This window comes from [Scytonema hofmanni] UTEX 2349, assembly GCF_000582685.1.
GTDB classification, from domain to species: domain Bacteria; phylum Cyanobacteriota; class Cyanobacteriia; order Cyanobacteriales; family Nostocaceae; genus Hassallia; species Hassallia hofmanni.
Genome location: NZ_KK073766.1, coordinates 1 through 13,877 on the forward strand (window position 1 = coordinate 1; position 13,877 = coordinate 13,877).

The following is a 13,877-nucleotide window of genomic DNA, read 5'->3' on the forward strand; positions in this document are numbered from 1 at the left end:
AGTTAACGCTTGAGGAGAGAACCACCTCTGGATTAGATACCGCAAGGGGTCTAACCTAAGTGGACTCGTTGAATCAAGAATCCCTGTCCGCGACGGTCAGGGAGTGTCAAGCGGCGAAAATCTTATCTTTGTGGAACGCAAGATTTTCCAAAGCTTTCATTTCTGCGCTATAATCCTCCAAATTCTTTTCATATAAATCGGACTCATACATTCGCAACACGCACTCCTCCCTATCGGTCAAATTTGGAAGTTTCAACATTTCTGCTAAAGAAACCTGAATCGGAAAAACACCAGCAAACTTATCAATCAAGCAAAATATCCTCTTCCTCTGTTGAGCGGATGGCTCGTTTTGCAATTGAGCATCAATCTGCCGAGGACGCAAATGCACAACTTCGAGGGTCATGTTCGCCAAATTTCTAAATCCAAACACGACAAATTCATTCTTTATGCCAATAACACGTCCCACAATTTCCAACTCAGGGCGCACCCGCTCGCTAAATAAATAAACCTGATCAAGCTTAAAACTACGAAACGGATTGCGATCGCCACAGAGTACCCACGCAATTCCATCACCCACACTACCGATTTCACCTGCTTCAATACGGTCTATCACTTGGTTGTAGATATCTTGGTTACAAACAAACTTGTAAGCTGCATCAATACTCCGGTTAAACTCTTTTTCCAACGCTGCCGCCGCTTTAAGTTTTCCAAATTCTTGCAATTGAGAAATAAACTCAAATACTTTTTTCCCTTTTGAATAACTTCCACCACTCAAATCCAACTTCATAGAAACAGTTTTACGAACATCTATTCTGGACTCTTGTTGATAAAATCTCTCATCATCTGCTTTTGTCAAATTTGACAAAAGCAAGGGTTGACGAGCATACTTAGCACCCAAGCGCTGGCGCTCTTTCGCTTTCGGCTTAAGTACAGACTCCCAATACTGTCCTTCGTGAAATTTCTGGTAATGAGTTTTTACTTCTCGATGTAGATTAAAATCTAGTACCAGCCTCAAATCTTCTTCTTTTGAAGCAGATTCAACAAATTCCACCTTCACTCTTGTAATTTCAAGCTTGCGGGCTATCTGCAACCGACACTTACCCGCCAAAACAAGATTTACACCAGTGCGCGTAGATACCTTCAAAGATTCAAGAATCCCTTTTTCAGAAATACTTTTTTCTAAAGCTGGACGTTCCTCATTCTCACCATATATTTCTATCAGCTTCGGATGAACAACCAACTCCGCAGGCGAAATATATACAATTGCCGGATTCTGCACAAGAGACATATTTATACTCCGGTTCACAAATTGTCACTCAAAAGATAAGTTAAAGAAATGAAAATCCCAAAAATCAAGCAGTAAAAGCTTATGCAGCAACATTTGCAGCACTTCTATCCCTTGGGAAAAGTGATTATTTTAAAAAATAATGAATTCTTGTAAATACCAAAGATTACCTACCAGAAAATTCTTTTTGAGAGATTTTCTCCCGCAGTAACTATTATTCTCAACCAATTGACAGCTAATACGACTGAAGAGATATTTAAAGCACTGATATTGGGACAAAAAGCATCTATCCCAAGAAAGATTTGTAAAACTGTGTAAACTCATGATATGATGGCTCTAGATAAGTAAATTGACAAAACAAAATTCCGTCCTGTTCTAGTAACAGGTGGGCTTGTTTTTTCCTCAAAGCCCTGTTTGCACCAGGGCTTTGAGTGAATCTTTAGGAAAAATGGACTCTACAAAAAAAGTATATCAGGCTTCATTCCATTTGGCAAAATTGTACCGTCAAGAGGGGTAAATTTTAGATGCCTCGTCTTCAGATACTAAATTCTATTGAAAAGCAAGCACTAGAGCACATAGCAGCGACCAGCAGCGATGAAGTTAGCAAAAGAGCGAAAATTCTGCTGGGACTAAACGAAGGCAAAACATATGTAGTTTTAGCCCAAGAGATTGGTGTAACCGAAAAATCAATAGCAAAGTGGAAAAAAAGATGGATATCAAGTACCATCTTGTCAGAAAGCCAGGAGGCGGCGATCGCAAAAGCTAACGAGGTTTTAGGTGTCAACGTAGGCAGACCTAAGAAGTGCAAAAGTACAGAGGCGAGCAAAATCGTAGAAATCAGCGAATGGAGCAAGAACCGAAAACCCAGTCGTTCAAAGCACCATTACCATACGCAGGTAGCTGAGGAAGCTACTCGGAGGGGATTACCGACATTATCGCCAAGAAGTATAGGACGCATCTTGGAAGCTCAACCTCAATAGAAAGAATTATCAAGCAAGCACCATCCTATATCAAGGAAGTAGTTTTGAAATCCCAATTTTTACCGAGGCTTTTCATCAAACTCTAAGCAAGCATTTCCACAAACTCGACCACTTGAGCAGAAGTTACTTGTTGTGCGATCAGAAAGTCAACGAGTCCATCGAGTTTTTTACGGTTGTAGACGGTAGAATAGCCTTGAATCTGGCGTTCTTTGCAGAACTGTCGCAGCTTCCGCGCACCTAAATCCAAAAGCTTCTTCCTCTCTTCCGTAACGTCTATTAGCACAAGTTGTCTGGCTTCATCCGCAAACCTAGTTTCAACAAGTGGCGGCGCAGTTTCAATAATCGAAGATTCTGGTTCAGGAAATTCTTTTTCATTAGAAACAGCACCAACAACAGTCAAATCCCCCTGAGTTTCCAAAACTGGCGACTCTTCAGAAATCACCGCAGCGCTATTACTAACTTGAAGTGATACTGATTGAGCAGGGACAAAAATCACGTACAAGATTGGGAAGATAATCAAAAACAACTCGATTGGAAACAAAACATCGTTAACAGATTGCACAAAAGGTGATATTGCAAAAGCAGACATAATGTGATTCCTCCATGAATTACTGATGGGTGGCGTTGTAGCGGCTTGCCACCCAGTAGCGGGGGGAAACCCCCGTACTGAGTGAAAGCTTTTACACGTATCCCATCCACCAGTAGGAGGTAGGAGGGTAAATTGCCTTTAAGCAATTAGACGAACCAAGTTTTCCAAAATTTGCAGTTGTTGAATTTTATAAATTACCAATTCAAGATACAGAAATTGCAAAAATGCGATTTTTCCAACTTGCACCCGCAGCTTTTAGAAACTTCCTTATTCATTCCAGCACTCCAAATTTTTTACTCTTAAGGTAGTTGACGTAACTAACCAAGTTGTAGTTATATTTGAGTTCTTGGGGAACAAAAGTTGAGTAAGGATGCAGCGCTACACCATCACGGCGAAAGCGGTGACTGGGTGCATATATATCAAAAAAGATAGATATCTCATCACCATCAAACTCGATTTTGGCTATGCCTTTAAGTTCCTTCGTAAACTCCGAAACTCGCCCTGATGCTACGTAGTCAAAGACCACTACATTTCGAGTGCGGAAATACTGGATGTAGGAAAGAAGTCTCGCTTCCGTACCAAGCTCAAGCAGTCTATCAGAATGTTTCAGCAAGATACCGGAATAAGAAAAAGAAAACCTACGATTAGCGTATTCATCCCACAAAATAAGGTCGCCGTAAAACTTGCAAATATTCGCCTGATTGGACGATATTTCTCTATTTAAGCTTTCGACAACAGCATCATCCTCAAATGGAAACAACGCCTTACGTTCATCCCATTGCTTATCTGGACAGCAACCATCTTCAAACCATCCGTATGAATGAATGCCACAAACAATATTATTGGCACCATGCAGTAACTTACACCCAGCACACACTTGCAAATAGCAAGAAGTAAATTCTTCGCTATTAACTGCATTAACATAGCGTCGGTGTATATTTAAATGCTCCTCTAAAGCTTCACAAGGTAAAGGCTTATATGAGGAAAAAGTTTGTCCAATTAATTTGTCTGGATCAATTTCATCACAGATTACTGCCAAGTCATCAATGTGGTGAGAACGTAATTCCTCGTAAAGTACAAATTTTCGATACGGTTCTTCCTCAAATCTGCAAATAACCAAGCCCTTTAAATCAGAATGTACCTCAAAATTCATCACCGTATAGGTGTAAATAAAAGGCACATCATTAGATTTTTCAAAGCTCTCATATTTTGTAAATACAAGCGGTTTTATGTCAGCTATTTTTGCAGGTTCTATCCTAGAATTAGTTTCCTCCGATTCTTCAACAATACTTAAGAAAGCACCGCCCAAGGAAGCAAAAATAATTCCGGTAAAGCCCAATACAATAGCACCAATGCCGGTAGGGGCAATTTGTTCAGAGCGTTCTTTCTCAACAATTGGGAATCCGCCCCTAGCTAAGTACAATAAACCCAAACCAGAAAAAGTTGCTATAGCGCCCAAACCAATAGCAGTCAAAGACACCATTCCAAAAGCAGCATTAATGTTTCTCAAGCAATTAAACGCAAACTTCTTCAACATAATTCATCCCTCCAAAATGCAGGTTACAAGGTTTTTAATTACTCTTGCCCCGGCACGAATTGGGATTTGCTGAGAACTACACCACTAACCTACCGCTTACTCTATTAACAATTCCAAAACTATTTAATAGATTCGTCCTGGTTAATTTTCAGTATCGGCAGTAGTTTCATTCCCAATGGTGATAGCAAGAGTCGAACTTGCTTGATTGCTTAAAACAATCATCCACCCAGAGTCGATATCACCAAAAAACGATATCTAAAAGCCATATATCTACTGTCCAAGAGTCCAAGTATTAGTTTCGTTTAATTCCAATCTTTCAAAATAGTTAGCAAAACCTGAAAAATGGAAATATTCTAACGGCATCCGAGATATTAATAGTAAAGAAAAATTTTCTAGTTGAGCTAACTGTTGTAATCGAAATAAGTCGTCGATAAAACTATCGCTAACAAAGTGTAATCTATCAAAATTATCTATCACCAGCAGTTTATTATAACCATCAGATAATTTGCTTATGATATTTTGCCAATTCTGCTGGTAGTAAAAGCTGAAGCTAATAGGAATAACGTTGAATAGATGATCCACACTAAAAGGATGTTCAAGATTGAGGTAAACAGACTCTAAGTTAATATCCTTGAGTAAACAGTTTTTAACAGTAAGAGTCTTACCAATATTTTGCTTGCCCCATAGGTTAATATTCTTGCCTGCATTTACCTGATCGATTAACTGACGGTAGTCTTTATAACGTAACATTATCGTCATCCTTTAAATCCAATATATCCATAAATTAAATTGACACTAAATATGTGATTTTTTGGCTGTGCTTCTCTAAGCTGTTTCGGGAAAATTGGTTAGATACAATAAAATTATCTAACAGAAAATCAGGTGATTGTGAAAGTCTCAACAGCACACCATCATCACCACTATTGCGATGATAGTAATGGACAATAGGTGATTGGATAACTGTCAAGTTATCGTTACGAATTGCTCGTCCTGTAACCAGACCATCCATGATAAATTTGGCGGCAGCAGCTACGTTATCGCTATCTCGTCCAAAATTTTTGAGATACCAATGAAATTCAATCCAAACTGCACCATCTAAACAAAATCCACATTCTCGAACAAATTCACCAATTAAGTTTGTCCAGTACTTCTTAAGTCCAGCGCTGGCTTGCCAACCTGACCGTGCCTGGTTAATAATTTCGTTCATACTAGGAGGTAAAGGCATCGTTAATTCAAATATCATCTTCTTCACCCCCTTTCAAGCTATTTAAAAAATCCTCAACAACATTTCTAAATTTCTTATACGACCTACCATCTTGACGGGATAAATTGAATACCGCTTTGACAATTTCATCAAGTTGATAGCCCTTTTGATGCAAATTCAAAATTGAGTTTCTTGCTTCCTCGTCAAGCTGTACCTTAAAGTTAAAACTGCCCTCAAAATCAGTTTTATGCTGTTTAGTTTTAGTAACAGCAGTAGCTTTAGATTTACCTATGTCCTTACTATTGCTCTCACCATACAAACTAGCGACAAATTCATCAAAGTCTAACCTAGACTGCCAAGCTGTGTAGGGGTCGTTTTGATTTTTAGCTTCTAGAAGTAATTGCTGGAAGTATTCAGGGTCTTCATCGTCAGCTACATAAAGCGCCTGGAGTCGCAACACTTCAGTTGTCTTGTACAAGAAATCTCCGTATCCCAGTAAGTAAACCGCACGTTTGTCTTTATCGTCCCCAAGGATAATACAACTGTCTTCAGGGCGAGTCGTAACAAAGGCTGTCTTGGCTGGAAAGTTTGAGCGAATTAACGGGTCTATCACGTTCTTATCAGGTCGCTGGGTGTACAACAGTACGTGAATCCCTGCACCACCAGCTTTTGCAAGCAACTTCATCAGCGCAGTCTCAATGCGATCACAGTACTTATCATCAGAAAGTAGATCAAAACACTCGTCAATTAGACAAATCACTCGTGGCATGATGCAATCAGGTGCTAACCGTGAATTGTACTGTGCGATCGTTTCAATACTACTGTGGCGCTCAAATTCCTGGTAGCGCAATTCCATTTCTTCGACCAAGTAATCAAGCAAGTTAGCAGTCGCCTCTGCATCACGCGCAACTGGGGCAACAAGATGGGGTAGCCCGTCAAATTTACCAAAGGTCACACGCTTGACATCCGAAAGTGCCAACCGAACAACCGAAGGGGGATACCGCCGCACTAAGTATAAGATTGCTGCTTTCTCAAATTGCGACTTTCCACCCCGCGTCCGCCCACCACCCAAGATATGGGTTACGTTGTCGCTATAAAGTGGAATTTCGACATAGGTACCATTTACATCAACACCACCAGGAATAGATACAGAATGAATGTCAGGTTCACTGTCAAAAGTAACATATTCGCGGAAATAGGCAAATTGTCTATCTAACCTGGGTACGTCAAATACAACTCCTCCAGGCACTACACTCACCATTGGTGCAAATTTCAAGCCTAACTCTTCACCAAGCTGCTGCACTAAGTCATTACCGATGTCTTCTACTTTTTTGTAACTAACACCCCGTCCCAGTTTTACTCTAATACGGTTAAAAGTAGGGCCATTTTTGGCATCAACATACTTAGCATTAATATTAAAATCTTCTAACGTATCAACTAATAACTTCCCTGCCTGTACCATAGTTAAATTTTGTGAAGTAGCAATCTCATTTGCACCAGTACTTCTATCTAAATATTTAGGCTCTTTTAAAATAACTGAGCCATCACCTGTCAGTTTTAAATCTAATGGCTTACCTGTGGCACGCGCAACAAGCACTGCCGTTCGGCAGCAATAGTTTTTAATGAAATTATCTCTCGATTTATTCGCTAAATCAGTAAAATAACTAGTTTCTTTATTGCTCAAAAATAAATTATAAAGATTCTCTTGAACTACTTCATAGCCAATCTGCTTAAGATGAATATTTTTGATTGATTCAATATATTCAAATAAAGATTCAATGGGTGATAGATTAACTATCCCAATCATTTTTTGATATATGTTATTTTGCTCCCACTGCGATGGAAACCGATTAACATGAATATACTCAAGTGCATAACGTACAAATTCGTACTGATTTAAAGTACAGTGTTCTGCACATATTGATAATATTTCTTCATCGTTTGTACCTGCAATTACTGATTCGTATATTAACTGAAATAAAAATTCTAAATTAAATTCTATAACCGGACGTGATAATTTTGCTCTAAAGTCAATCTGCTTTAAAACAGTTTCAGCATAAGAAACCATTACATCAGGTAAAGCTTCCCGTATATTCTCTATAATCTCTTCATTGCCCAAACCATCTTGTTTTGCCTGCACAATTGCAGTCAAAATCTGTTGTTTTTGAACTTCAATATTCTTGCCAATATTATATAAATCTAGCATTATTTTTTCAATTAGTAGAATGATAAAATTGAGTTAGTAAATAAAAAATTGACTATGAAAAGTTGGAATAGATGGAATGCAGAAGAAGAAGAACTTCTTGCCAAAGCAGTTACAAAATGCTCAAATATTGATGAAATACATCAGGAATATTTTCCATATAGAAGTAGAAAATCAGTAAAAGGAAAGCTGGGCTTACTAGGATTAACACTTGAACCACAATGGACTGTCGAGGAAGAAGAAATATTACACCAACTTTACTCTGAGCTATCACCAAAGTTGATACAATCTCAGTTTATGCCTCATAGAAGTCTTCCTGCAATTCACGCTAAAGCACAAAGACTTAACCTAAAACAACGCCATAGATGGACAAGAGAAGAAGAAAGATACCTCAAGGATAATTACTTAACTCAAACCTATGAAAAAATAGGACAAAAACTTGGAAAAGATGAACCCGCAGTAAGAGCGAAAGCTCAACAAATGAAACTCAGAAAGCTTGAATCATATACAGTTAATCACAAATATTTTAACAGTCCTAATTTAAAAAGTTGCTATTGGGCTGGATTTTTAGCAGCGGATGGATGCATAAAATATTCAAATCATGGGTATATTATAGAAATTGCTCTAAATGAAGTAGATGTAGAACACTTGGAAACGCTTCGTGTAGACCTAGAATGTAGCCATAAGATATGTAAAATGTCTAACTCAGGAAAATTAAAAAAATTTCCATCTGGTAATAAATATATTTGTGGAACCACTTTTAAACTCAGATTTAACAGCAAAGATATATGTGAAGATTTAATCAGTATATTCAATATTACACCTAAAAAATCACTAACACTATGTCCACCACCGCTAGAAGATGAGCAATTAATCAAAGCATTCATTATCGGATTGATAGATGGCGATGGTGGAGTAAATTTATTTAAAGTGAAAGGAGAAGTTAATAGCATAGAAATTGATCTCACAGGAACAAAAGAAATACTGGATTGGGTAAAATACTGGTTTGATATTTGGGTTCCAAATACACACTATAAATGTGCCAATACTAAGAGAACTAATTCAAAAGCATATAGATATCATGTTGCTGGAAGTCGAGGTATCAAACTATGGAAAATGCTTTATCAAGTAAAAGTACCGAAATTAAAACGTAAATGGGATAAACCAATACCATATTTTAGTTAATGCTCCTATATTTTTCTAAATTTTTCTGATAAACACTTCTAAGTTCTGCAAGTGATTTTTGTGGCTGTGCGTAATTATTACAAGGAAACGAGGCCCATACCCTACCTACTTTGCATATCGCAGTATCAAACCTTCCTGCTTCAACATCACTTAAGGCATTATTACGACGAATATATTCAATTGCCATCTTGTCCTGAGAAGCTGGGCTAAAATCCTTTAAGTTTAACTTTGGCTGAAGGTCATACCAACTTTTATCCAACATTTGATAAGCACCAGCCGCAGTTGAACAAATATTTTTACCATTAATAGGAGCGCACTGTTTCTTTAACGGGTGTGTAGAAAAATTATTAAAAGTTCCATTAAATACTAACTTGCGATAACTTTCTAGCTCACTGGTTCCTGTTTCTGCCCAACGAATTGTTGCTAAAAAAGCACTCAACCGTGGTGAATAAGGATGTAGTGAGTAAGAACCTGTACTAACTCTTCCTGTTAAACTATTTGACGACCATGAAGAAACACCAGTACTTTGATAAATTGAGAAATAAATACCCAAAGTAATTAAGGAAGTAGTTGACAGATGAATGGGTTTAAAACGGGATATAAATTGATGGCGAGGACTCAAAATAAACCCAGCCAAACCACCAACAATAAACCCAAATTTCCAACTATCAAGTGCCTTACCAAAGCTACGTACCTGACAAACAGTATCCGCACCCTTTGATACCAATCCACATGGCAGTGAAGCTACTCCGTAAGAAAATGCAACAGAGCAGGCTGCACCAACTACACCTGATATAAAAATCGGTACAATTTGCATCTCTCTTGCCAATAGCTAAATAACCTTCAACGGTTTGCTAAATATTCGTGTAAATAAGGACGGGGGTTCTGTGTTACACCATTAACGTGAACTTCAAAATGCAAATGCGGCCCCGTCGAAAAGCCTGTACTACCTACTGCCGCAATCATCTGCTCACGCACAACTTGTTGTCCCTGCTGTACATACAGCTGACTGGCATGACCGTACAGAGTAGATAAACCTCCCTGATGTTGAATAACAGCTGCTTTGCCATAACCACCCTTGTCGCCTGCAAAAACCACTCGGCCAGCATCAACCGCATAAATTGGCGTACCCTTTGCTGTACCAAAATCAATCCCCGCATGAAACTTGCGATCGCCTGTAATGGGGTGTGTCCGCCAACCAAACTCTGAGGTAATAGGAGTACCAGCCGCAGTAGGAAAGGCAATTCGACCAATATTTAAAACCTCATTACTACGAACAGTTTTAGGTAGTATTGGACTTTGGAGAGATTTAATTAACACTTGAGATTCAATCCATCCAGAAACCTGGGGAATTACCATAGCTGCAATTAAAACTGAGGTTGCGATCGCATATCTCCAATTTGCACTCGAATTAGTATCGACTGTCTCATCCAAACTAGTTACAGTCGAATTACTAACCTCCTTGTCACTGTTAGTTTCAAAAATTATTCGCATTCCCTCAACGCCTTTTCGCATTAGCAGGAGAAACCTGCCAACAACCAATCCTTGCAGTACTCAATACTTCCTCAAAATCATTCCTAGCCACATGGCAATCAGGAGAATTTAGGCCATCCCCAGATGTTGCAGGTTCCCTTACTTGAGGAGAGTAACGTGTAGGAACAGAAGTAGAAGATATATTCACGCCAGGTGCAGCAGTGGGTACAACAGCCGGCGATGAAAACTGAAGCTTTTGTACCAATGCCACAGCATTACGCCAGTTATAAAACTGCAAATATCCCGGTTGCAAAATATCTGCAATCCATACCAGCAGTACGAACCAAAAAATTGCCTTTACCGTCATTATTCCAATTGCTTAACCACAGGCAGGGCAAAAGAGGGAACTTCCTTGGGTACAACTTCAATCTTCTTCCCAGACGCATACCCCGGCCCGGTATAACTGCCATTTAGGAAAAAATTCAACAGCATTATTAACAACCACACTCCCACACCAGCCACACCCACAGGAGATTTAATTACATCAGATAAAAAATATACTGGATACCAGCCAAATCTGCAGGGGTTTTGCGGATGCAGCCGATGTGCTTTCCAAGTCTCAATGTAAGGAATCTCTATCTGAGGAACCCTCGGCTTATAGGCAGTAGGTGCATTAATATACCTAATTTCTACTGGCTGAGTCTCATAAGTAGTCATGGGAGAAACGTTAGGTTGCTGATTTACTATTCCTCCTTGTTGCTGTACCTGCTGCAACATATTTTGCAAGCGGTTTGCAGGCACAATTGCTCCACCTTCAGAATAATCAACATCAAAGTTGCGGCGCTGATTTCTGCTCATAATATGACCTCAAATTAAGTAACTAGCTGGCAGGTTTATCATTTACCTGGGAGTTAGTATCTTCCCAGAAATCTTCATCCTGAAGTTGGGCATAAAACTCCTCTGGAGATAACATTCCAGATTGGTTTTGCACTCCATCTTCAACAAATTGGCTACTATGTACTCGCCCTAATCCAGAAACACTAGAACGAGGAGAAAATTGGACTACATTCTTGGCAGAGAATTCGCTATTTAATCTCATCCCAGAAGAAGGTGATACTGGGGGCATTAAAGAAGGCTGAATATCAGTATCAGAAGCACCAACATGAAGTTGTTGATTGCCAGGATTAGCCAAGTTATCAGACAGTTCGTCTCTCTCTTCAATTGCATTGTTATAGTCAGAAATTCCCCAACTCAAGAAACAAGCAAACCCAGCCAGAAATATAACTGCACTCATCCAATGCACTCCTGAATTGGGAGATGGCATCATCTCGACCGTCGTGCGAGTTGAACCTTCAAGGGTAGTACGAATAGGGGTACGTTTGACTGCCGCTACAACGTTGAGCGAACACAAAGCTATGCAAATTATCGCAGCAGCAAACTTGACATACATGACATCACCCCCTCGATTTATTAACAGGCTTTCTATTAGGAACTGGCTGAGGTAATTGCTTCTTCATTTGTTGGATATACATCCGCCTTTCCTCCTCCCGTTGGCGTATTCTCTCGCGGATGTCTGCCACCTGTGCCATCTGCTCTACTGGGTCTAAATACCCCCGCGCTCGTAACAGCTGTGCCTGTGCAAGAGAATATGGTTCTTGAGCATTCTTAATGTGAATTAGCATTTGATTGAGATCAACCGATGGTTGAGATTCCAAGTTTTGAGCATAATCAATCGCCTCTAATTTACCCAAAATTAAAACAGCAGCCGCTCCAGTTGGTATCTTCTCCTCAACTTTCGTACCATCGGTTTTGCGGTATCCCCAGTAAAAAGTATTATTTCCAGAAGCCGCTTCTAGTAAAACATCCAGCGAGTTGAACTTAACTATCTCCAGTGCCGGCATATAGTGAAGGCGGTAAAACCCAGATTTATCATTAGCCTGCATTCTGGATATTTCACTTCGCAATTGCTGTCCCCACAATGCCGCCGCCAACTGTCGCCAGCCCGTAAGAGTAGGCGCACCCTCGACTGAGGAGTAACTGGAAAGATGGTCTATATTGTAGTCAGTACGGGAAAGCTTTTCTAAGTACACTTCCCGAATTTGGGAAACTTGCGCCTTTACCTGTTGTACCTCCGATATTTGATTACCTGGAACCTGTTGCTTCCATCCAACCATCAATGCAACCGCCCCGATAACAGACAGCGCACTAACAGTTGAACAAACCGTCCACAGGGTAACATTTACCTTTTTCTTTCTGCGACTTGGCTGTTTATTTCGCACAGGTGTAGGAGTAAACATAATTTACCCCTTACGTATTATCAACAACCAACTGCAACTGAGGGCGCTTGTTTAACTCTCGCGCCATCGCAATTCCCGCACCACCGACAACTATCCCAGTAAGTAGCAACAGAGGATGCAAGGCAAGGGTTGCCCCCACTCCCAATAATTGTCCTACCATCCCGGAAACACCCAGGTTCATCAATAAACCGCCTGCCGTGTTAACCAAAAAGTCAAATGCTGCACTCATACTTGCTCCCTGGCAATAATGCGACTAAATTGAGTAATGTCCTTAATGAGAGAAAAGTTGATTAGGTTTTTTGTTCGTCCCTGGTAAACCAAATTATTACTAGTGCCAGAATCAGACCAACTAATTCACCTACACCCACACCAATCAAAATTGGCTGAATACTTGGAATTTCCTGTCTCTCTTGAGTTGGGGGAACTGCTACCCACGTCCCAATAACAGTACCAGCTACTACTGAAAGCAAATTTATACCAACTGCCTGGGTAGATGTCTTTCTCAAGTTGAGTAAACTCTCATCCCGTATTTGATAGCAGATGGGTAGCATTTGAGCTACTATTTCTTCGGAGATTGCCCGGTTTTCGGCTGCGAGGACTTCAACTGTCTCGGCTGCGGTGTCGATGTACCGGCTAACAGTGGATGAATCTCTTCCCCCCAGTTCACTTTGCCGAAAAAATCGTTATCGATGCGCGAGTTAATTCGCTCTTGCGCTTCATCGTAACCAGGCGGAACGGAAGTATCACCTTCACCAAGTAAACTGCTGCCATGAAAAACAAATTCTTCTAGAGCAAGTGTGGAAGATTCAAGCACCACTTTATGGCGTAATTCCCCTAATTGAATACCCCTATCTGCATCTCGGTAAAGTATTCCTACAAAGCTGTCGGGAGAAGCTTGTTCTGGATCTACACCAAATCGCTGTTTGATGTACTCGCGCTTGTCGAACTTATGTTCGCCTACTTCTGATTTGCGATCGCGCATTGTAATCAAGTGCTGGGCAGCTTCTTCAAGGGACATACCTTCACCAGAGGCTATCTCTTTGAGTTGAACTAGCTGCTGCTCAACTGTTTCATCAAGCGTATCATTTGGCTGCAAAGCTAAATCTAACAACCGACAGCAGGTA

At 40.0% G+C, this 13,877-nt stretch carries 17 protein-coding genes; 2 read left to right on the forward strand and 15 right to left on the reverse strand.

Annotated elements, in window-relative coordinates; all coding sequences use genetic code 11:
• Positions 1-106 precede the first annotated feature (106 nt).
• Positions 107-1,288: a ParB N-terminal domain-containing protein gene (locus TOL9009_RS0103905; protein ID WP_029631316.1), complete on the reverse strand. Its 1,182-nt coding sequence runs from the start codon at positions 1,286-1,288 to the stop codon at positions 107-109.
• Positions 1,289-1,809: 521 nt separating this feature from the next.
• Between TOL9009_RS0103905 and TOL9009_RS0103910 the strand changes: the two genes are divergently transcribed.
• Positions 1,810-2,265 (forward strand): helix-turn-helix domain-containing protein, encoded by a 456-nt coding sequence (locus TOL9009_RS0103910; protein ID WP_029631318.1) that lies wholly within the window; start codon positions 1,810-1,812, stop codon positions 2,263-2,265.
• A gap of 82 nt (positions 2,266-2,347) precedes the next feature.
• Here TOL9009_RS0103910 and TOL9009_RS0103915 read toward each other — a convergent pair whose 3' ends face one another.
• The 5 genes from TOL9009_RS0103915 to TOL9009_RS0103940 all read right to left on the reverse strand — a co-directional run bounded on the left by TOL9009_RS0103915 (position 2,348) and on the right by TOL9009_RS0103940 (position 7,801).
• The gene (locus TOL9009_RS0103915; protein ID WP_029631320.1) at positions 2,348-2,854 is read right to left on the reverse strand and encodes a hypothetical protein; all 507 of its coding nucleotides are present in this window, start codon (positions 2,852-2,854) and stop codon (positions 2,348-2,350) included.
• Between the two features lie 271 nt (positions 2,855-3,125).
• Complete coding sequence (locus TOL9009_RS0103925) at positions 3,126-4,391, reverse strand: amino acid permease (protein ID WP_029631322.1); 1,266 nt, start codon at positions 4,389-4,391, stop codon at positions 3,126-3,128.
• A 270-nt stretch (positions 4,392-4,661) separates the two neighbouring features.
• Entirely contained in the window at positions 4,662-5,141 is a 480-nt protein-coding gene (locus tag TOL9009_RS0103930) for a hypothetical protein (protein ID WP_029631323.1), read from the reverse strand.
• Positions 5,142-5,175: 34 nt separating this feature from the next.
• A complete protein-coding gene (locus TOL9009_RS0103935; protein ID WP_029631324.1) occupies positions 5,176-5,634 on the reverse strand; it encodes a RusA family crossover junction endodeoxyribonuclease in 459 nt (152 codons plus the stop codon).
• On the reverse strand, positions 5,624-7,801 hold the full coding sequence (locus tag TOL9009_RS0103940; protein WP_029631326.1) for a DNA translocase FtsK: 2,178 nt from the start codon (positions 7,799-7,801) through the stop codon (positions 5,624-5,626). The genes TOL9009_RS0103935 and TOL9009_RS0103940 overlap by 11 nt, the downstream gene beginning before the upstream one ends.
• A gap of 54 nt (positions 7,802-7,855) precedes the next feature.
• Here TOL9009_RS0103940 and TOL9009_RS0103945 point away from each other — a divergent pair, with 54 nt between their 5' ends.
• The gene (locus tag TOL9009_RS0103945; RefSeq protein ID WP_029631328.1) at positions 7,856-8,983 is read left to right on the forward strand and encodes a hypothetical protein; all 1,128 of its coding nucleotides are present in this window, start codon (positions 7,856-7,858) and stop codon (positions 8,981-8,983) included.
• Here the strand turns inward: TOL9009_RS0103945 and TOL9009_RS0103950 are convergent.
• From TOL9009_RS0103950 to TOL9009_RS0103990, 9 genes are all read right to left on the reverse strand, one after another.
• Positions 8,976-9,800 (reverse strand): glycoside hydrolase family 24 protein, encoded by an 825-nt coding sequence (locus TOL9009_RS0103950; RefSeq protein ID WP_029631329.1) that lies wholly within the window; start codon positions 9,798-9,800, stop codon positions 8,976-8,978. The two genes, TOL9009_RS0103945 and TOL9009_RS0103950, sit on opposite strands and share 8 nt — an antisense overlap.
• A gap of 26 nt (positions 9,801-9,826) precedes the next feature.
• Positions 9,827-10,477: a M23 family metallopeptidase gene (locus tag TOL9009_RS0103955; protein ID WP_029631331.1), complete on the reverse strand. Its 651-nt coding sequence runs from the start codon at positions 10,475-10,477 to the stop codon at positions 9,827-9,829.
• Positions 10,478-10,481: 4 nt separating this feature from the next.
• The gene (locus TOL9009_RS0103960; RefSeq protein WP_029631339.1) at positions 10,482-10,823 is read right to left on the reverse strand and encodes a hypothetical protein; all 342 of its coding nucleotides are present in this window, start codon (positions 10,821-10,823) and stop codon (positions 10,482-10,484) included.
• A complete protein-coding gene (locus TOL9009_RS0103965) occupies positions 10,823-11,314 on the reverse strand; it encodes a hypothetical protein (protein WP_029631341.1) in 492 nt (163 codons plus the stop codon). The genes TOL9009_RS0103960 and TOL9009_RS0103965 overlap by 1 nt, the downstream gene beginning before the upstream one ends.
• Positions 11,315-11,336: 22 nt before the next feature.
• Positions 11,337-11,906 carry a hypothetical protein gene (locus TOL9009_RS0103970; protein WP_029631342.1) on the reverse strand — a complete coding sequence of 190 codons (570 nt, stop codon included), beginning with the start codon at positions 11,904-11,906 and terminating at the stop codon, positions 11,337-11,339.
• A 4-nt stretch (positions 11,907-11,910) separates the two neighbouring features.
• Complete coding sequence (locus tag TOL9009_RS0103975) at positions 11,911-12,753, reverse strand: phage terminase large subunit family protein (protein ID WP_029631344.1); 843 nt, start codon at positions 12,751-12,753, stop codon at positions 11,911-11,913.
• A gap of 10 nt (positions 12,754-12,763) precedes the next feature.
• Positions 12,764-12,982: a hypothetical protein gene (locus TOL9009_RS0103980; protein WP_029631346.1), complete on the reverse strand. Its 219-nt coding sequence runs from the start codon at positions 12,980-12,982 to the stop codon at positions 12,764-12,766.
• 61 nt (positions 12,983-13,043) lie between these two features.
• A complete protein-coding gene (locus tag TOL9009_RS0103985) occupies positions 13,044-13,304 on the reverse strand; it encodes a hypothetical protein (RefSeq protein ID WP_029631347.1) in 261 nt (86 codons plus the stop codon).
• Positions 13,305-13,312: 8 nt separating this feature from the next.
• Complete coding sequence (locus tag TOL9009_RS0103990) at positions 13,313-13,864, reverse strand: hypothetical protein (RefSeq protein WP_029631349.1); 552 nt, start codon at positions 13,862-13,864, stop codon at positions 13,313-13,315.
• Positions 13,865-13,877 lie beyond the last annotated feature (13 nt).

Excerpts from the sequence above, each read along its gene's own strand:
- TOL9009_RS0103940 (WP_029631326.1), bottom strand. The coding sequence starts at position 7,801 with ATGCTAGATTTATATAATATTGGCAAGAATATTGAAGTTCAAAAACAA.
- TOL9009_RS0103960 (WP_029631339.1), bottom strand. The coding sequence starts at position 10,823 with ATGACGGTAAAGGCAATTTTTTGGTTCGTACTGCTGGTATGGATTGCA.
- TOL9009_RS0103955 (WP_029631331.1), bottom strand. The coding sequence starts at position 10,477 with ATGCGAATAATTTTTGAAACTAACAGTGACAAGGAGGTTAGTAATTCG.
- TOL9009_RS0103975 (WP_029631344.1), bottom strand. The coding sequence starts at position 12,753 with ATGTTTACTCCTACACCTGTGCGAAATAAACAGCCAAGTCGCAGAAAG.
- TOL9009_RS0103905 (WP_029631316.1), bottom strand. The coding sequence starts at position 1,288 with ATGTCTCTTGTGCAGAATCCGGCAATTGTATATATTTCGCCTGCGGAG.
- TOL9009_RS0103945 (WP_029631328.1), top strand. The coding sequence starts at position 7,856 with ATGAAAAGTTGGAATAGATGGAATGCAGAAGAAGAAGAACTTCTTGCC.
- TOL9009_RS0103950 (WP_029631329.1), bottom strand. The coding sequence starts at position 9,800 with ATGCAAATTGTACCGATTTTTATATCAGGTGTAGTTGGTGCAGCCTGC.
- TOL9009_RS0103965 (WP_029631341.1), bottom strand. The coding sequence starts at position 11,314 with ATGAGCAGAAATCAGCGCCGCAACTTTGATGTTGATTATTCTGAAGGT.
- TOL9009_RS0103985 (WP_029631347.1), bottom strand. The coding sequence starts at position 13,304 with ATGCTACCCATCTGCTATCAAATACGGGATGAGAGTTTACTCAACTTG.
- TOL9009_RS0103915 (WP_029631320.1), bottom strand. The coding sequence starts at position 2,854 with ATGTCTGCTTTTGCAATATCACCTTTTGTGCAATCTGTTAACGATGTT.
- TOL9009_RS0103930 (WP_029631323.1), bottom strand. The coding sequence starts at position 5,141 with ATGTTACGTTATAAAGACTACCGTCAGTTAATCGATCAGGTAAATGCA.
- TOL9009_RS0103980 (WP_029631346.1), bottom strand. The coding sequence starts at position 12,982 with ATGAGTGCAGCATTTGACTTTTTGGTTAACACGGCAGGCGGTTTATTG.
- TOL9009_RS0103925 (WP_029631322.1), bottom strand. The coding sequence starts at position 4,391 with ATGTTGAAGAAGTTTGCGTTTAATTGCTTGAGAAACATTAATGCTGCT.
- TOL9009_RS0103910 (WP_029631318.1), top strand. The coding sequence starts at position 1,810 with ATGCCTCGTCTTCAGATACTAAATTCTATTGAAAAGCAAGCACTAGAG.
- TOL9009_RS0103935 (WP_029631324.1), bottom strand. The coding sequence starts at position 5,634 with ATGATATTTGAATTAACGATGCCTTTACCTCCTAGTATGAACGAAATT.
- TOL9009_RS0103970 (WP_029631342.1), bottom strand. The coding sequence starts at position 11,906 with ATGTATGTCAAGTTTGCTGCTGCGATAATTTGCATAGCTTTGTGTTCG.